This window comes from Erythrobacter sp. (assembly GCF_023653175.1).
GTDB lineage: Bacteria > Pseudomonadota > Alphaproteobacteria > Sphingomonadales > Sphingomonadaceae > Erythrobacter.
On the sequence record NZ_JAMNXL010000065.1, the window covers coordinates 1 to 17,692 of the forward strand.

Below are 17,692 nucleotides of genomic sequence, written 5' to 3' on the forward strand. Positions count from 1 at the left end.
ATAGGCTTTCCACAGCCGCGCGATCGGCGCGCGAGCACCCGACACCTGACCGAAGGTCGCAATGGCCGCATCGGCATTGCCTGCGCCGAGTTGGGCGATACCAAGACGGGTCAGCGACGTATCGCGGTCCGCATCGGGAAGCGTGAGACTCTTCTCGTAGAAGCCAGCAGCCTTGGCATATTCGCCATAGCTGAGGAAGGTGTCGCCCGCCGCCATCACCGTGCGCAGCTTGGCGGTGGGTGCATTGGCGTCGCGTTCGAACGAGGGGAGCGCGGCCTTGTCTGCGGCGACCAGGCCGCTGGCGGACTTGTACTGCTCGTCGACCCAGCTGTCGCTGCCCTTGGGGATCACGCCCTTGGCATAGGCATCGTCGATCACTTCCTTCACTTCCGAAGGCAGGCGGCGCGGGTCGGCGGACTCGACGTAGAAGATGTAGTCGTTCTTCTCCGTGAGCGTACCGATCTTCCTGCCGAGCCGCAGCAGATCGAGCAGCACCGGACCTTCGAACTCGTTCAGGTTGCGCGTCAGGTTGACCGCATCGCGCCAGTTTTCGGCCGTGGGGTAATCGGCGACCCAGTTCTCGACGAACTCATAGACCAGAGGCACGATCTCGTTCTCGTAGGCCACCGAGACGCCGCGACGGTAGAGCCTGACATTGACCGTCTCGCCCGCAGCCTTCTTGGCCGCGATGATGTCGGCAAGATACTTGAGGCCCTCCGCGTTGCGATCTTCGGCAAAATAGAGCTCGGCGAGGTTCATCTGCAGGTCAGAGGTGGTAAGGTTCGGCGCACTGTAATTCAGTTCGATCGCCTTCTGGATATTGCTGCGCGCCTTGTCATATTGCTTGAGCTCGTTGGCGAGCTGGAAAGCCACGACATGGTAGCGCCCGGTTTCCTCGGGCTTGGTCTTGCCGCTCTCCAGCATCAGCTCTGCGCCCTGGAGCTGGAGCGCGTAGTCCTTGCCGATGATCCCGGCGTTGAACAGCATGCCTCCCAGAGCAAACTTGTCGTCCAGGGTGGCGGCAAGCGGAACCAGCGCCTCGATCTCCGGCTTCAACGCCGCGACGTTGGCGCCGGGGGCCTTGAGCTTGGCGTCGAGCGGCTGGTAGGCCTTCACGAAAGCCTCGGTATAGACGGGCTTGCCGGCCTGGGCTTCCTCGCCCTTCTTCTTCCTCTGCGCATGGGCCGCATCGGCAAAGCCGGGAACGGCAAGAACGGCGGTGCCGGCGGCAAGCGCCACGGCAAGCGCGAACTGGCGCGCAAGGCGGGCCGGACGACGGGGCGAAGTCATATTGGTCACTGCATCCTCCACAAGAAGCGCATGCCCCGCCGGCTTGTCGGCAGCAGGATCCGCGGCGAACTTCCGAGCGAGCCTTTGAACGGCTCGCACGCAATTTGCAATTCCCGCTAGGCACGCCGTGCTGAACGGGCTTTGAATGCCCGCACGGCCCCTGTCCCCTGCGGCGGGCTGCAAGTGTGGAAAAAAGAGCGTTGTTCCCGAAGTGTTCCGTTGCTGTGGTGGCGAAAGCCCGGGGTTGTACCTAAATGGAGGGGACCTGCCGGCCCTGCTATGGCCGGCCTGCCTGATACGGCACGCCAACACACACAGAAACGGTCCCGACCTTGAGCGACGACAGCGACATTCTCGACTCCCCCGCCAGCCCGATGGGCGGCTTCGAACGCATCGACATCGTCGACGAGATGAAGTCGAGCTATCTCGACTATGCGATGAGCGTGATTGTCAGCCGCGCGCTGCCCGACGTGCGCGATGGCTTGAAGCCGGTCCACCGCCGCATCCTCTTCGCCAGCCAGGAAGGCGGCTTCGTCGCCGGGCGGCCGTACCGCAAGAGCGCCAAGATCGTCGGCGACGTGATGGGAAACTACCACCCGCACGGCGACAGCGCGATCTACGATGCTCTGGCGCGCATGACGCAGGACTGGTCGATGCGCGTGCCGCTGATCGACGGTCAGGGCAATTTCGGCTCGATGGACCCCGATCCCCCGGCCTCGATGCGCTACACCGAGGCGCGGCTGGCACGGGTGGCAAACTCGCTGCTCGACGATCTCGACAAGGACACGGTCGACTTCACCGAGAACTACGACGGCAGCCGGCGCGAGCCGACGGTGCTGCCGGCACGCTTCCCCAACCTGCTCGTCAACGGAGCGGGCGGGATCGCGGTCGGCATGGCGACCAATGTGCCGCCGCACAATCTCGGCGAAGTTATCGACGGCTGCCTTGCCTTCATCGAAAACCCGGCGATCACGTCCGAGGAACTGATCCACTACATACCTGGCCCCGATTTTCCCACCGCCCCGCTGATCCTCGGCACCCACGGCGCGCGGCAGGCCTACACCACCGGGCGCGGCTCGATCCTGATGCGCTGCCGGCACGAGATCGAGAGCACCCGCGGCGCCAAGAGCGAAGGGCGCGAGAGCATCGTCTTTACCGCGATCCCCTATCAGGTCGGCAAATCGGGTCTGGTCGAAAAGATCGCCGAGGCCGCCAAGGACAAGCGCATCGAGGGCATCAGCGACATCCGCGACGAAAGCTCTCGCGAGGGCGTGCGGGTGGTCATCGACCTCAAGCGCGATGCGACCCCCGAGGTCGTACTCAACCAGATCTGGCGGCACACGCCTGCGCAATCGAGCTTCCCCGCCAACATGCTGGCGATCCGGGGCGGCCGGCCCGAGACGCTGACCCTGCGCGACATCGTGCAGAGCTTCATCACCTTCCGCGAGGAGGTGATCACCCGCCGCACCAAGTTCGAGCTCAACAAGGCGCGTGAGCGCGCGCACCTGTTGCTCGGCCTCGTGGTCGCGGTCTCGAACCTCGACGAGGTCGTGGCGATGATCCGCACGGCCCGCAACCCGGCCGAGGCGCGCGCGCGCCTGCTCGCCAAGGAATGGCCGATCGGCGACATCGCGCAATATATCCGCCTGGTCGAAGCCATCGAGCCAGATGCCGAGCAGGATGGAGGCACCTATCGCCTGTCCGAACGGCAGGTGAAGGCGATCCTCGAACTGCGTCTCCACCGCCTGACCGCGCTGGGCCGCGACGAGATCGGCGACGAATTGAAGGAACTGGCGCTCTCGATCGAGGAATTCCTCTCGATCCTCGCCGACCGGGTCAAACTTTACGGTGTGATGCGCACCGAGCTTGAGGAAATCCGCGCGACCTACGCCACCCCGCGGCTGTCCGAAATCGCCCCCGCCTGGGATGGCCTCGAGGACGAGGACCTGATCGAGCGCGAGGACATGGTCGTCACCGTCACCCACGGCGGCTATATCAAGCGCACCCCGCTTGACGCGTTTCGCGCGCAGGCGCGCGGCGGCAAGGGCCGCAGTGGCATGGCGACCAAGGACGAGGACGCTGTGGTCGAGCTGTTCGTCACCTCCACCCACAACCCCGTATTGTTCTTCACCAACACTGGCCGCGTCTACCGCATGAAAGTGTGGAAGCTGCCCGAAGGGGGGCCGCAGACCAAGGGCCGCCCGATGGTCAACCTGCTGCCGCTGGGCGACGAGGAGCGCGTCACCAACGTCCTCACCCTGCCCGAGGACGAAGCGACTTGGGCCAGCCTCAACATCGTCTTTGCCACCGAGCAGGGCATGGTGCGCCGCAACTCGATGGACGCCTTCACCAACGTGCCCACCGCCGGAAAATACGCGATGGGCTTCGTCGAGGGATCGGGCGACCGGCTGATCGGGGTGCAATTGCTCACCGAAGAGCAGGAAATCTTCCTCGCCAGCGATAGCGGCAAGGCGATCCGCTTCGCCGCTACCGACGCGCGCGAGACCAAGAGCCGCACCGGCATCGGGGTTCGGGGGATGAGCCTCAAGAAGGGCGGCAAGGTCGTCTCGATGGCCGTGCTCGACCCGCTGACCGCCGACATGGAAACGCGCGAGGCCTATGTCCGCGCCGCGGCGTGGAAGAACAACGGGGCAGTCCCCACCCTGCCCTCCGAGCAGGTTGCGGCGATGGCGGAAGGGGAGGAGTTCATCCTCACCATCACCGCCAATGGTTATGGCAAGATCTCCTCGGCCTATGAATACCGCAAGACCGCGCGCGGGGGCCAGGGGATCACCAATATCGGCACGCCGGAAAGCAATCCCGAGCGCAACGGCCCGGTGGTCGCGAGCTTCCCGGTCAAGCACGGCTCGCAGCTGATGCTGGTGACCGATCAGGCCAAGCTGATCCGGCTCGGGATCGATTTCCGACACCTGATCGAAGGCGGTTTTGATCCCGTCAAGCCGAAGGGCTTCTCGATTTCCGGCCGCGGGTCATCGGGCGTGCGCATCTTCGATGTCGCCAAGGGCGAACACATCGTCGGCGCGGCGCTTATCGGCGAAACGGGCGAGGACGGGGCGGCGGAAGATGCCGGCGAAACGCCCGTCACCTGACGGCGGTCATTTCACCGGCTGTTCGCCCCGCATGCACTGGATGATACCGGTCGCGATCATGAGCTGGCCCGCATAGTAGAGCGGCCAGATCAGGATCGCGTTGGCAGGTTCGAGGTCGAGCGGGCCCTCCCTTGCGAAGATCAGCCAGTCGCTGATGACGAACAGCACCGCCCCGGTGCCGACGCGGTAGCGCGGATAGTGGCTCATCCAGGCAGCGGCGGCCATCGCGCCGAGGAAGGCGGCATAGATCGCAATCTGGTCATTGCCACCGCTCAGCAACCAGCTCACCAGCGGGGTGCCGATCAGCAGCGCCGCCCCGATCAGCTTCTGGACCGGCGAGGGGCGCTGGTGGAGGTTCCTGAGGTAGAGCCCCAAGGCCACCACATGTGCCGCGGCGAAGAGGGCGCCGCCGGTCGCCAGCGGGTAAAGCTCGATCGCCACATCGCCGCAGGCCGCCAGCGCCAGCGCGCCCACCAGCAGAAATCCGTCCAACCGGTGCTTGCCCTGGGGCACGCGCAGAGCGACATACAGCGCCATCAATCCAACCGAAGCCCCCTTCGTCAGCAGGCCCCAGGTACCCTCGAAGATAGGATTGTCGCTGAGGAAATAGAACGCCGTTGCTGCGGCGATGCTCGCCAGCAGCCACGGTCTTTGTTCGATCAACGCGCCCTTCGCCATGACTGCCCGTCCCTCGGCCCTTGCCCTTGCCCGCCCCTTGGGGCTTGCCGCGGCGCTAACACGCAATTACCTGCCCCGCCATGACCACACGCCCGACTTCCCACGATGTGCACATAATCGGCGGCGGCCTCGCCGGGAGCGAGGCGGCATGGCAGCTCGCGCAGGCGGGCGCGAGGGTGCGCCTGTCCGAAATGCGCGGGAGCGGGGAGATGACCCCCGCCCACCAGACTGATGGCCTTGCCGAGCTGGTTTGCTCCAATTCCTTCCGCTCGGACGACGACACCAAGAACGCGGTAGGCCTGCTGCACCACGAGATGCGTGCGCTCGATAGCCTCGTCATGCGCGCAGGCCATGTCGCGCGGGTGCCGGCGGGAAGCGCGATGGCGGTCGACCGCGATGTGTTCTCCGGCGAGGTCGAAAAGGCGCTCGGCGAGCACCCCAATGTCACGATCGTGCGCGAGCGTATCGACGAACTGCCGCCCGCAGGCCTCACCATCGTCGCCACCGGGCCGCTAACCGCGGAAGGCCTGGCGCGGAGCATCGTGCGCGCCACCGGGGCCGAGCGGCTCGCCTTCTTCGATGCCATCGCGCCGATCATCCACCGGGATTCGATCGACATGAGCAAGGTCTGGATCCAGTCGCGCTGGAACAAGACGACCGAGGCTTCGAACGAGGGCGGCGACTACATCAACTGCCCGATGAACGAGGAGCAGTATCTCGCCTTCCACCGCGGGCTGATGGAAGGCGAGAAGACCGAGTTCAAGCAGTGGGAGAAGGACACGCCCTATTTCGACGGCTGCATGCCGATCGAGGTGATGGCCGAACGCGGCGTCGAGACGTTGCGCTACGGGCCGATGAAGGGCGTGGGGCTCGACAACCCCTTCGACGTGACGCCGGAGTTCCCGCAAGGCCGCTGGCCCTATGCGGTGGTGCAGCTCAGGCAGGACAACAAGCTCGGCACGCTGTGGAACATGGTCGGCTTCCAGACCAAGCTCAAATATGCCGCGCAGATCGAGCTGTTCCGCACCATCCCGGGACTGGAGAACGCCGAATTCGCGCGTTTGGGCGGCTTGCACCGCAACACCTTCCTCAATTCTCCCGAGGTACTCGATCGCCAGCTGCGGTTGAAGGCTGCGCCGCATATCCGGTTTGCGGGCCAGGTGACGGGCTGCGAGGGCTATGTCGAGAGCGCCGCGATCGGCCTCGTCGCAGGGCTGATGACGGCGGCCGAGCTCGCAGGGCGTGCATGGCAGCCGCTTCCCGCGACGACCGCTCTGGGCGCGCTGCTCAGCCACATCACCGGCGATGCCGAGGCAGCGACCTTTCAGCCCATGAACGTCAATTTCGGCCTCTTCCCGCCGCTCCACGAGGTCGGCAAGAAGGTTCGCAAGGAGGCCTATACCGACCGCGCCAAAGCCGATCTGGCGCGCTGGATCAGCGAAACCCGCGAGCCCGTCCCCGCCTGACGCTTCAGCACTTGCAGGCCGGCTTCTTCTTGGCCACCGGCTTGGGGGCGGTCGCGGCGAATTCGCGCGGGGTCAGCCGCCCGTCGCCGTCCTTGTCGGCCATGCCGAAACGGTCGACCGTGGTCACCGCCCATTCCTCGAAGGTGAGCAGGTTGTTGCCGTCCTTGTCGAGCGCCCGGAACCCGTCGGTGCGGGTCGAGAGCATTTCGTCGCGGGTTATCACCCGATCGCGGTTGCGATCATAGCGGAAGAAGCGCTGCTCCTCCTTGCCGAGCTCGCTCATTTCGGGCGGCGCGGGGCCCTTCTGGCTGCCGGGATCGGCATTGGGGAGCTGCATCGGATCGCGCGCAGGGGTGGCGGCAGGCGGCGGCGGTGCGCCGCGCTCGATTTCGGCGCGGCCCTGCCACCAGAACACGCCGACTCCGGCAAGGACCAAGCCCCCCAGCACTCCCAGCACGGCTTCACGCAAGGGTCTGCCCCCTTTTTGCAGCACCATATGCTCTGTAAATACACGGAATCAGACGCGAAAGATAGCGGCGCGTAGCGCGGCGACCGAGGCGCCCCGCCCTTCCATCAGCGGCCGCCCGCCGCGTGCCAGAGCGCGGGCGGCCAAAGCCTCGAGCACCGCCAGCCCGCTGAGCCCTCCCGGGATTCGCACCGCCGTCGCCGCCGCTGCCAACCCCGCCCCGACCAAAGCAGCGCTTTCGGCGGGGTTCGAGACCTGCGCGGCCGCATCGGCGAGCGCCCAGCGTCGGCCTGCCGCCGCAAGTCGCGTCGCAAGCGGCCCTGCGGCCGGATCATCGGCAAGCCCTGCAAAGAAGGCACCCCGCCCCTCGCCGAAAGCCTCGGCCTCGGCAGGGCCCAGGCTTTGGGCGGTAACCAGAACCTCCCAGCCATCAACCATCTGCACCAGAAACGCCTCGCGCCCCTGCCAGTGGAGCCCGATCCCGTCCAGCACTACATCGCCGCGCGGGCGCTCGGCCACCGGCTTGCCCAGCGCCTCGCGCCACCAGGCAAGGCGCATCTGCCCGAGCATCGGCTCCTGCGTGCGCCCGACGATCCGCGCCAGCCTGCGATCAAGCTGAAGAACCATGCTTAACGGCGCACGCACCTTTGGCGCGCTCCAGGCCAGCGCCAACTCGGCTTCGGGCGGCAGGGGATCGGAGGCCTCGGGTATCACCGGGCCGCGCCTAGCCGCGCCTTTGCCCGCTTGGCAAGCAAACTGTCCCGGCCCGGGACGCGGCGCCCGCAGCTCCCCCCCGTGGAGCCGTGGAAGATTTTGTTAACCATGCTCTTTGGCAATCCGCTTACCAGACCGGGTTAAGGGCTCAGACTGCATCTGGAATGTCCGCGTGCATTTTCGGCGGACAACAGGGAAGGGCACCGAAGCGATGGGGCGAGAAACGCAGGCCAGAACGTCGTTCTTGCACAATCTGCTGCACGACAAGACCGCCAACACGCTCGCGATCGCTGCTGCATCGCTGATCCCGATGATGGCGATGGTCGGCGGCGGTATCGATGCGAGCCGCTATTACATGGCCGCTGCACGCATGCAGGCCGCCTGCGACGCGGGCGCGCTGGCGGCGCGCCGGGCAATGCCGACCACGGTGATGACCACCGAGGCGCGCACGCAGGGCCTCAACTTCTTCGACCAGAACTTCAACGATGGACTGTTCGGCGTCACCAACCGCACGCGCGCCTACAGCGCCAACGCGCAAGGCAAGGTCACCGGGACCGCGAGCGGCACCCTGCCCTCGACCATCATGGCCGCCTTCGGCTACAACAATTTCCCGATCTCGGTCACCTGCACAGCCGAAGTCAACATCTCGAACTCCGACATCATGTTCGTGCTCGACGTCACCGGCTCGATGGCCGATTGCCCCGCCACCAGCGGGTGCAACTCGGGCCCGGGCTCGAAGATCGTCGGGATGCGGGCAGCGGTGATGAGCTTCTACGATACCGTGGAAAGCGCCACCTCGACCTCGGCGCAGGTGCGCTACGGGCTGGTGCCCTATTCGCAGCAGGTCAATGTCGGCTTCTCGATCCCGCGCACCCACATGGTCAGCAACCACACTTACCAGTCGCGTGTGGCGCGCTTCAATCCGGCGGCCTACCCCGGTCTCAACGCGGGCGATCCGATTCTGCTGTCGGACCAGACGGAATGGCTGCCGCGTACTACCAGCAACTTCGGCAACACGAACACGAACAACTACCGGTTCCGCACCGATGGTTCGGCCGGGACGACCGCGCGCAACGTCTGCACCAATTATCCGAACACTTACTCGGTCAGCATCGGCGGGGTGACCCAGACGTGGCAAGTGTTCGCGGCGACCGAGTTCGTGAACAACCAGTGGTCCGGCGGGGACTCGAACGAGCGCGCCGGGTGCCGCGCGCGCGTGCGCAAGACGCGCCCCGCGACCACCACCGAAGTGACCCCGCAGTTCGCCGACTGGGTCTATTGCCCGGTCACCACCGGCACCGCGAACCCCTGCGGCGTCACCAACCCTGCGGGCAGCCGCCCGGGCTGGGAAACGGTCAATTTCTCTAGCCTCTATACCGGCAACGCGATCAACATGCCGATCGGGTCGCAGGGCGCGATGACCTCGGTCAGCTGGGCCGGGTGCATCGAGGAGCCGAGCACGGTCCTGACCGACACCTACAGCCCGATCCCGGCCAACGCGCACGACCTCAACATCAACCTCGTGCCCGCCAATGAGACGCAGCGGTGGAAGCCGGCACTGATCAACGCGGTGTGGAAGCGCGAGGATTCGAACGGCAACACCCTCAACTGGCTCTACCAGACCGCCGACGAATCCCGCCCCGGCTGGACCTGCCCGACTCCGGCCCGCAAACTGGCAGACATGACCCGTACCGATCTCCAATCCTATATCGACGGGCTTACGGCGAACGGCAACACCTACCACGATATCGGCATGCTGTGGGGCGCGCGTTTCATCTCGCCGCGCGGGCTCTTTGCGACCGAGAACAACTCGGCACCCAATGGTGAGCCCATCTCGCGCCACATCGTGTTCATGACCGACGGTGCTCAGGTCAACAACGTCGAGAACTATTCGACCCACGGGATCGAGTGGTGGGACCGCCGCGTCACCGGTGACGGCAACAGCACGCGCGAACGCGACCGCCGCGCTGCCCGCCTGCAGGCCATCTGCCGCGCCGCGCAGCAGGAGAACATCACGGTCTGGGTGGTCGCCTTCGGGACGACGCTGACCCAGAACCTGATCGACTGCGCCTCGCCCGGTCGCGCCTTCCAAGCAGCCGACAACGCTACGCTCACCGAACAATTCCGGCAGATCGCCCAGAAGATCGCCGCGCTGAGGCTCACGGAATGATCCGGCGTCGTCTCTTCATCGCCCGCGCCGTGCTGCGGCATCTGCGCCAGAACCGCGAAGGTGCCACGCTGGTCGAGTTCGCGATTGTCGGGCCGGTCCTGATCCTGATGCTGATGGGCCTGTTCGACATCGCGCACACGCAATACACCAGCGCGGTGCTCTACGGTGCCGTGCAGAAGGCGTCTCGGGACTATACGCTCGAATCGGCCGCCACCTCGCAGACGGCGCTGGACACCCGCGTCCAGGACCAGATCCGTGCGGTGATGCCCAACGGCGCAACGATCACCTTCACCAAGACCGCCTTCGACGACTTCAAGAACGTGAACGAGCGCGAGGAGTGGACCGATACGAACAACAACGGCACCTGCAATGGTGGCGAGCCGTATCAGGATGAGAACAACAACGGGATCTGGGACGTCTACCGCGGCCAAAGCGGTCTCGGGACGGCCCGTGACGTCATGCTCTACACCACCAACGTCACCTACCCGCGGCTGTTTCCGATGTTTGGGATGATCGGCCTGCCCGCCAACGTGACCTTGTCCGCCACGACGGTGCTGCGGCGTCAGCCATTCGACCAGGGCAGCAATCAGAGCCCGACTGTGAGGAATTGTCCATGAGCCGCTCGTTCCGCCAGACGCTGCGCAGCCTGAAGCAAGATGTCTCGGGCCTCGCGATGATCGAATTCGCCTTCGCGGCCCCCCTGGTGCTGGGCATGGGCATGCTCGGGACCGACACCGCTTCGCTCGTGATCGCGCACCTCCAGGTCAGCCAGATCGCGATGCAGGTTGCGGACAACGCCTCGCGCGTGGGAGAAGAGGATACCCTCGCGGCCCGCCGGGTCTATGAACGCGACATCATCGACACCTTCCTTGGCGCCGAAAAGCTGGGCGAGAACATCTCGATCTACCAGCAGGGCCGGGTGATAATCTCCAGCCTCCAGCAGAACGCGACGGGCGGACAGTGGATCGCCTGGCAGCGCTGCCGCGGCGCGAAGAACTACAATTCCAGCTACGGCGTGCAAGGCGCCGGCGCGACCGGGAACACGTTTCCGGGCATGGGCGTGCCCGGACGCTACATCACGGCATCTGTCGGCACCGCGGTGATGTTCGTCGAGGTCGCCTACGACTTCCGCTCGATCACCCCGATGAACCTCTTCAACAACCAGCAGATCGTCTACACGGCGGCGTTCAATGTGCGCGACAACCGCGATCTGACGCAGCTCTACACCGGTGGCCCGGTGGCGCGCTGCACTACCTATTCGGCGAACCGCCCGACCTGATTCTGCCGGGCGGCACCTTAGGTCCTGTAACACACCTTGCGCGCGCCCTCGGCGATGCGCACCGCGTCGATCAGCGCAAGCTTTTCGAGGTTCGCCGCATAGGGCAGCGGCACGTCCTCGTTGCACACCCGCAGCACAGGCGCATCGAGGTGGTCGAAGCCTTCCTCCATGCAGATGCTGATGATCTCGGACGCGATCGAGCAGGTCGGCCAGCCTTCCTCGGCGACGATCAGCCGGTTGGTCTTGGCGAGGCTCTTGAGGACAGTTTCCTTGTCGAGCGGGCGCAGCGTGCGAAGGTCGATCACCTCGGCATCGATCCCCTCGCCCGCCAGCGTGTTTGCCGCCTCGAGCGCAAGCCCGACGCCGATCGAATAGGTGACGATGGTGACGTCCTTGCCCTCGCGCACGATCCGCGCCTTGCCGATGGGCAGGACATGGTCGTCCAGCGCGGGCACATCGAAGCTGCGACCGTAAACGAGCTCGTTCTCGAGGAACACCACCGGATCCTCGGAGCGGATCGCAGCCTTCATCAACCCCTTGGCGTCGGCGGCATCATAGGGGGCGATGACGATCAGGCCCGGCACGCTCGCATACCACGGTCCGTAGTTCTGCGAGTGCTGTGCGCCCACGCGCGAGGCCGCGCCGTTGGGGCCGCGGAACACGATCGGGCAGCGCATCTGGCCGCCGCTCATGTAATTGGTCTTGGCGGCCGAGTTGATGATGTGGTCGATTGCCTGCATCGCGAAGTTGAAGGTCATGAACTCGACAATGGGCCTAAGGCCGCCCATCGCTGCCCCGGTACCGATGCCGGCAAAGCCGTATTCGGTGATCGGGGTGTCGATGACACGCTTGGGGCCGAACTCGGCGAGCAGGCCTTGCGTGACCTTGTAGGCGCCTTGGTATTCGGCGACTTCCTCGCCCATCACGAAGACGCGCCCATCGCGGCGCATTTCCTCGGCCATGGCATCGCGCAGCGCTTCGCGCACCGTGGTGCTGACCAGCTGGGTGCCTTCGGGAATGGCGGGATCGGCGGCCGGGGCGATCTTGGCTTGCAGCGGAGCCGCTTCGGGCTTGGCGCTATCGCCCTCGCCACGACCTTCCTCGGCGCGCGCAGCCACCGCCGGTTCGGCAGCAGCCGGAGCAGGTGACGGCGCGGAGGCGGGCTCCTCCCCTTCCCCCGTAATCAGCGCGATCACCGCGCCCACTGCCACGTCCTCGGTTCCGGCAGGCACGAGGATCTTCTCGAGCACGCCTTCATCGATCGCCTCGAATTCCATCGTCGCCTTGTCGGTCTCGATCTCGGCGATGATGTCGCCGGGCGAAATCTTGTCGCCTTCCTGCTTCAGCCACTTGGCGAGCGTGCCCTGCTCCATGGTCGGCGAGAGGGCCGGCATCTTCAGTTCGATCCCCATGGCTCAATACTCCTCCACGAGAACATCGGTGTAGAGTTCGCCCGGCGTCGGCTCTGGCGAGGTTTCGGCAAAGTCGGCGGCTTGGGCCACCTCGGCACGGATCGCCTTGTCGATCGCTTTCAGCTCGTCCTCGGTCTTGCCGGCCTCGATCAGGGTCTTCTTGAGGCCCTCGATCGGGTCATGGTGATCGCGCTGTTCCTGCACCTCCTCGCGGGTGCGGTACTTGGCCGGATCGGACATCGAGTGTCCCCGATAGCGATAGGTGTTGCACTCCATCAGCACCGGGCCCTTGCCGGAGCGGACATGGGCGAAGGCGACTTCGGCGGCGGCGCGCACTTCGAGCACGTCCATGCCGTTCACCTCCATGCCGGGAATGCGGAACGACGTCCCGCGCCGATAGAAGCGGGTTTCGGCAGAGGACCGCTTGGTCGACGTGCCCATCGCGTACTGGTTGTCCTCGACCACGAAGACGATCGGCAGGTTCCACAAGGCGGCCATGTTGAAGGTCTCGTAGACCTGGCCCTGATTGGCGGCGCCGTCACCGAAATAGGCGAGGCACAGGCCGCCATCCTCGTTGTACTGGTGTGCGAGCGCAAGGCCCCCGCCCAGCGCCACCTGCGCGCCGACGATGCCGTGGCCGCCGTAGAACTTATGCTCGGTCGAGAACATGTGCATCGACCCGCCCTTGCCCTTCGAGATGCCGGCCTCGCGGCCCGTCAACTCGGCCATGATCACATTGGGATCGATCCCGTAGGCGAGCATGTGACCATGGTCGCGGTAGCCGGTGATGACAGAGTCGCGGTCATTGTCGAGCGCCGACTGCAAGCCGATCGCGACCGCCTCCTGGCCGATATAGAGATGGCAGAAGCCGCCGATCAGGCCGAGGCCGTAAAGCTGGCCCGCCTTTTCCTCGAAGCGGCGGATCAGCAGCATCTGGCGGTAGAATTCGAGCATCTCCGCTTGCGTGGCGGCGTAACGCTTCTTCGCCTCGAAGGCCTCCTGCAGCGAATGCAGCATGAAATCGGCATCGTCCGCTGCTGTCGCGGACGCTTTTGCGGGCTTCTTGGCCAAGATAAGTATCCCTCTCTCTGGCGCGCTCATGGGGAGGAGATGCGCCGTCCAACGCCTTGCTCTATAGGCAGGCTAGCGGGGGTGACGCAACGGCAAGGCGTTGCAGAAAACCGAACGCGCATACGAAATCAGAGCGATTTGGCGGCTGCGCCTCGGCTCACTCGTCGTCGAGCGTGATCACGACCTCGTCCTCGCGCATCACGCCGAGCTGGTCGCGCACCAGCTCGCTGGCGAGATCGGGATCGGCGGCGTCGGGATCGAGCAGCATCACGCGGTTGCGCAGGCTATCGCGCTTCTCGGTGAGCATGGCGATCTCGGCCTTGCGGGTTTCGAGCGCGGAAGCGTTCTCGCTCCAGGCGAGCAGGCCCGTGGGGCCGGCCACGGCAAAGCCCGTCAGCAGCAGCAGCGCACCCAGCGCCACCACCCGCTTCAGCCTGCTCTCCTTCACCGGTTTGCGCATGACGGAAAAATCTGTGTCCCCTTCGCCCCGCAATCCCGCGCGGGAGCCATGTTCACAGAATCACACTTGGCCGCGCGCCGCAAGGGGAATGCGCTGCTTTGAGTAAGAAAACGAGGACGCTCGGCTGAAATCAGTAAGAGCGCGGCAGCCCCAGCACGTGCTCGGCAAGATAGGAGAGGATGAGGTTGGTCGAGATCGGCGCGACGGTGTAGAGCCGTGCCTCACGGAACTTGCGCTCGACGTCATATTCCTCGGCGAACCCAAAGCCGCCGAAGGTCTGGACGCACATGTCGGCCGCCGCCCAGCTGGCCTCGGAGGCGAGCAGCTTGGCCATGTTGGCTTCCGCGCCCGGATTGCCGCCTTCGTCGTAGACCCGCGCAGCATGGTGGACCATCAGCTCGGCGGCGCGCATCTGGGCATAGGCGCGCGCGATCGGGAACTGGACGCCCTGGTTCTGGCCGATTGGCCGGGCGAAAACGCTGCGGTCTTTCGCATAGCCGGTGGCCTTCTCGATGAACCACTTGGCATCGCCGATGCACTCGGCCGCAATCAGGATGCGCTCGGCGTTCATGCCGGAGAGGATGTAGCGGAAGCCCTTCCCCTCCTCGCCCACCAGCGCGCTGGCGGGGATGCGCAGATCGTCGAAGAACACCTCGCAGGAGGAGTGGTTCATCATCGTGCGGATCGGCTTGACGCTCATGCCGTTCGCCGCCGCTTCGCGCATGTCGACGAGGAAGATCGACAGGCCCTCGGTCTTGCTCGCCGCTTCCTCGCGCGGGGTAGTCCGGGCCAGCAGAAGCATCAGATCGGAATGCTCCGCGCGGCTGGTCCAGATCTTCTGGCCGTTGATGACGTAGTGGTCGCCGTCGCGGACTGCGCGGGTCTTTAGGCTGAGGGTGTCGGTGCCGCTGGTCGGCTCGCTGACCCCGAAGGCCTGAAGGCGCATTTCGCCGCTGGCGATACGCGGCAGATATTCGACCTTCTGCGCCTCGGAGCCGTACCGCAGCAGCGTGTTCATGATGTACATTTGCGCGTGCGCGCTGGAGCCATTGCACCCGGAGGCCTGGATTTCCTCCATGATCACGCAGGCCGCCTCGAGGCTGAGTCCGCTGCCGCCGTGCTCGGTCGGGATCAGCGCGGCGAGGAACCCGGCTTTGGTCAGAGCATCGACGAATTCCGCCGGGTAAGCGCGCGCCGCGTCCTTAGTGCGCCAGTACTCCCCCGGAAAATCATCGCACAAGCTGCGCACCGCGCGGCGGATTTCGGCGAGTTCCTCGGGCTCGTGGGCGGACGTGGGCAAGCATTCTCTCCTCTGGGCGGGCGCGTGGCTTGCCGCTTGTGCGCGCCTTAGTCCACCTCACCAATTTGGGTGCTTTCGGACAAGACGCGAGGTCTGGCAATCCCGTTTCGATCTGCTACCGACTGACCACGAGAGGAAGACACCCCATGCAGATCATCGCCCACGACCCGGCCCGCTTTGCCGCCCTGCCAGACTATACCTTTGCCGATAACTGGCTGACCATCGATCTCGGCGAGGGCTTCACCGCCCGCATGCACTACCTCGACGAGGGGCCGAAGGACGCGCCCCCGGTGCTGCTGTTCCATGGCGAGCCCTCGTGGTCCTACCTATACCGCAAGATGATCCCGCTACTGGTCGCGGCGGGCTTCCGCTGCCTCGCGCCCGACCTCATCGGCTTTGGCAAGAGCGACAAGCCGAGCGAGCAGAGTTTCTACACTTACGCTCGCCATGTCGCGTGGCTCAAGCAGTGGCGGGACGCCGTGGTGCCGCAGCCGGCGGGCCTGTTCTGCCAGGACTGGGGCGGACTCTTGGGCCTGAGGATGGTCGGGCAGGAGCCCCACCGCTTCGCCTTCGTCGTCGCCAGCAACACCTTCCTCCCCACCGGCGGCGGCAAGGCCTCCGCAGGCTTTCTCGAATGGCGCGAATTTGCCCGCTCCTCGCCCGAATTCCGCATCGGCGGGATCATGGACCGCGGCAGCCAGAGCGAACTCTCCGCGGCCGAGGTAGCCGCCTACGACGCACCCTTCCCCGACGAGGCGAGCAAGGCCGGCGCACGCGCCTTCCCCCAGCTGGTGCCGATCGAGGACGACAAGGACGGCGTTGCCGACAATATCGCCGCTTGGAAGGGCCTTGCCGACTTCGACAAGCCCTTCCTCACTCTGTTCGGCGAGGACGATCCGGTGCTGGGCAAGGCGGGGCCACTGCTGTCGGGCCGGATCAAGGGCGCCGCGGGCCTGCCTCATGCGATGCTCGAGAAGTGCGGGCATTTCAGCCAAGAAGATCACCCAGAGGCCCTGTCGCAAGGCGTGATCGCCATGGCGAAAAAGGCCGGTTTCCTGACTTGACTGAGGCCCCGCCCGCCCCAGCCTATCTCACCCGCACGCAGGAGCGGACGCTTGCGCTGACCATCGCAGTGGTCACGGCGAACGCCTATTACATCCACCCGATCATCGGCGATGTCGCCCGCGCCTTCAATGTGGGCGAGGCGGAAATCGGCGTGGTGCCGGCCCTGAACCAGCTGGCGCTGGCGCTCGGCATCCTGCTGCTGCTCCCGCTGGGGGACTTCTACCGCAACCGCACGCTGTGCATCGTGTTCGTCGCGGGGCAGACCCTGTGCCTTGCCGGAATGGTGCTCGCGCCCGGGTTCATCGCCTTCACCGCCGCCTCGACCCTCCTCGGCTTCTTCACCATCGCACCCTACCTGATCCCCGCCTTCGCCTCCAAACGCGTCGCGCCCGAGCGATTGGGGTCGGTCACCGCGCAGCTCACGGCCGCGGTGATCTTCGGCATTCTGGTCGCGCGCGTGGGCGCCGGGATCATTGCCGCGCGGGCGGACTGGCACACGGTCTATGTCGGCGCGCTCGCACTGATGGGGGCGGTTACGGCCTTCCTGCCCATCGCCATGAAGAGCGAGGCAGCCAGCCCCAAGCGGGCCCCTGCCAGCTACCGCGCGGTGATCGCCTCGGTCTTCACCCTCGCCGCGCGGCATCCCGACATGCGGATCTCGGCCGCGATCCAGGGGCTGAACTTCGGGATCTTTACCGCAAGCTGGCTGGCGCTGGCGCTCCACCTGACCGGACCCGCGATGGGCTATGGCACCGACGATGTCGGCTATCTGGCCGGGATCGCGGCGGTGAGCGTCTTCACCACCCCGCGGCTCGGACGCTGGGCGGACCGCGTCGGCCCGCGCCGCGCGCGGATCGCGGCGGCGCTGGTGCAGCTTGCGGGGATCGCGCTGTTCTCTCCGCTGGGCGGATCGATCTGGGGCCTGCTGGTGCCGCTGTTCATCACAAACCTCGTCGGTCCGACCATCGACGTGACCGGGCGGATGACGCTCTTCACCCTCGCGCCCGATATCCGCACCCGGCTCACGACCAGCTATATCGTGACGATGTTCGTCGGCGGCGCTATCGGGAGTGCGGCGGGCACGGCGGTGTTCGATGTCGGCGGCTGGGGCGCGACCTGCGCGCTGCTGCTGGCGGGGAGCTGCGCAGTGGTCGCGCTCTCGCTGCACGCCGAGCGGCGGTGGATGAGGCTGGAGCGCAGCGCGGGGTAAC

The 17,692-nt window shown here is 65.8% G+C and carries 15 protein-coding genes; 7 read left to right on the plus strand and 8 right to left on the minus strand.

Annotated features, from left to right (window positions below):
- Window positions 1–1,290, minus strand: a 1,290-nt coding sequence (locus tag NBV68_RS09170) for a hypothetical protein (RefSeq protein WP_296309016.1), incomplete at its 3' end; no start/stop codon positions are given.
- A 332-nt stretch (window positions 1,291–1,622) separates the two neighbouring features.
- Between NBV68_RS09170 and gyrA the strand changes: the two genes are divergently transcribed.
- Complete coding sequence (gyrA, locus tag NBV68_RS09175; RefSeq protein WP_296309018.1) at window positions 1,623–4,400, plus strand: DNA gyrase subunit A; 2,778 nt, start codon at window positions 1,623–1,625, stop codon at window positions 4,398–4,400.
- Window positions 4,401–4,406: 6 nt separating this feature from the next.
- Here the strand turns inward: gyrA and NBV68_RS09180 are convergent, their stop codons facing one another.
- A complete protein-coding gene (locus NBV68_RS09180) occupies window positions 4,407–5,078 on the minus strand; it encodes a lysoplasmalogenase family protein (protein ID WP_296309022.1) in 672 nt (223 codons plus the stop codon).
- 80 nt (window positions 5,079–5,158) lie between these two features.
- On the opposite strand from NBV68_RS09180, the gene trmFO reads away from it, so the two are divergent.
- On the plus strand, window positions 5,159–6,544 hold the full coding sequence (gene trmFO / locus NBV68_RS09185; protein WP_296309024.1) for a methylenetetrahydrofolate--tRNA-(uracil(54)-C(5))-methyltransferase (FADH(2)-oxidizing) TrmFO: 1,386 nt from the start codon (window positions 5,159–5,161) through the stop codon (window positions 6,542–6,544).
- Between the two features lie 4 nt (window positions 6,545–6,548).
- Here trmFO and NBV68_RS09190 read toward each other — a convergent pair whose 3' ends face one another.
- The gene (locus NBV68_RS09190; protein ID WP_296309025.1) at window positions 6,549–7,013 is read right to left on the minus strand and encodes a hypothetical protein; all 465 of its coding nucleotides are present in this window, start codon (window positions 7,011–7,013) and stop codon (window positions 6,549–6,551) included.
- Between the two features lie 48 nt (window positions 7,014–7,061).
- Complete coding sequence (locus tag NBV68_RS09195) at window positions 7,062–7,637, minus strand: hypothetical protein (protein WP_296309027.1); 576 nt, start codon at window positions 7,635–7,637, stop codon at window positions 7,062–7,064.
- Between the two features lie 331 nt (window positions 7,638–7,968).
- Between NBV68_RS09195 and NBV68_RS09200 the strand changes: the two genes are divergently transcribed.
- Genes NBV68_RS09200 through NBV68_RS09210 form a run of 3 tightly spaced genes read left to right on the plus strand, consistent with a single transcriptional unit; the run spans window position 7,969 to window position 11,173 of the window.
- Window positions 7,969–9,894 carry a vWA domain-containing protein gene (locus tag NBV68_RS09200; protein WP_296309029.1) on the plus strand — a complete coding sequence of 642 codons (1,926 nt, stop codon included), beginning with the start codon at window positions 7,969–7,971 and terminating at the stop codon, window positions 9,892–9,894.
- A complete protein-coding gene (locus tag NBV68_RS09205) occupies window positions 9,891–10,511 on the plus strand; it encodes a TadE/TadG family type IV pilus assembly protein (RefSeq protein ID WP_296309031.1) in 621 nt (206 codons plus the stop codon). Before NBV68_RS09200 ends, NBV68_RS09205 begins: the two co-directional genes overlap by 4 nt.
- Window positions 10,508–11,173, plus strand: a complete 666-nt coding sequence (locus tag NBV68_RS09210) for a hypothetical protein (RefSeq protein ID WP_296309033.1) — start codon at window positions 10,508–10,510, stop codon at window positions 11,171–11,173. The genes NBV68_RS09205 and NBV68_RS09210 overlap by 4 nt, the downstream gene beginning before the upstream one ends.
- Window positions 11,174–11,190: 17 nt before the next feature.
- Here the strand turns inward: NBV68_RS09210 and NBV68_RS09215 are convergent, their stop codons facing one another.
- The 4 genes from NBV68_RS09215 to NBV68_RS09230 all read right to left on the minus strand — a co-directional run bounded on the left by NBV68_RS09215 (window position 11,191) and on the right by NBV68_RS09230 (window position 15,416).
- Window positions 11,191–12,585: a pyruvate dehydrogenase complex E1 component subunit beta gene (locus tag NBV68_RS09215; protein WP_296309035.1), complete on the minus strand. Its 1,395-nt coding sequence runs from the start codon at window positions 12,583–12,585 to the stop codon at window positions 11,191–11,193.
- Window positions 12,586–12,588: 3 nt separating this feature from the next.
- Window positions 12,589–13,602: a pyruvate dehydrogenase (acetyl-transferring) E1 component subunit alpha gene (pdhA, locus tag NBV68_RS09220; protein ID WP_296309047.1), complete on the minus strand. Its 1,014-nt coding sequence runs from the start codon at window positions 13,600–13,602 to the stop codon at window positions 12,589–12,591.
- A 211-nt stretch (window positions 13,603–13,813) separates the two neighbouring features.
- The gene (locus NBV68_RS09225; protein ID WP_296309037.1) at window positions 13,814–14,116 is read right to left on the minus strand and encodes a septum formation initiator family protein; all 303 of its coding nucleotides are present in this window, start codon (window positions 14,114–14,116) and stop codon (window positions 13,814–13,816) included.
- A 130-nt stretch (window positions 14,117–14,246) separates the two neighbouring features.
- Window positions 14,247–15,416, minus strand: coding sequence for an acyl-CoA dehydrogenase family protein (locus NBV68_RS09230; RefSeq protein ID WP_296309038.1), 1,170 nt, complete (start codon window positions 15,414–15,416; stop codon window positions 14,247–14,249).
- A 146-nt stretch (window positions 15,417–15,562) separates the two neighbouring features.
- Between NBV68_RS09230 and NBV68_RS09235 the strand changes: the two genes are divergently transcribed.
- The gene (locus tag NBV68_RS09235) at window positions 15,563–16,480 is read left to right on the plus strand and encodes a haloalkane dehalogenase (RefSeq protein ID WP_296309041.1); all 918 of its coding nucleotides are present in this window, start codon (window positions 15,563–15,565) and stop codon (window positions 16,478–16,480) included.
- Window positions 16,477–17,691: an MFS transporter gene (locus NBV68_RS09240; protein WP_296309044.1), complete on the plus strand. Its 1,215-nt coding sequence runs from the start codon at window positions 16,477–16,479 to the stop codon at window positions 17,689–17,691. Before NBV68_RS09235 ends, NBV68_RS09240 begins: the two co-directional genes overlap by 4 nt.
- Window position 17,692 lies beyond the last annotated feature (1 nt).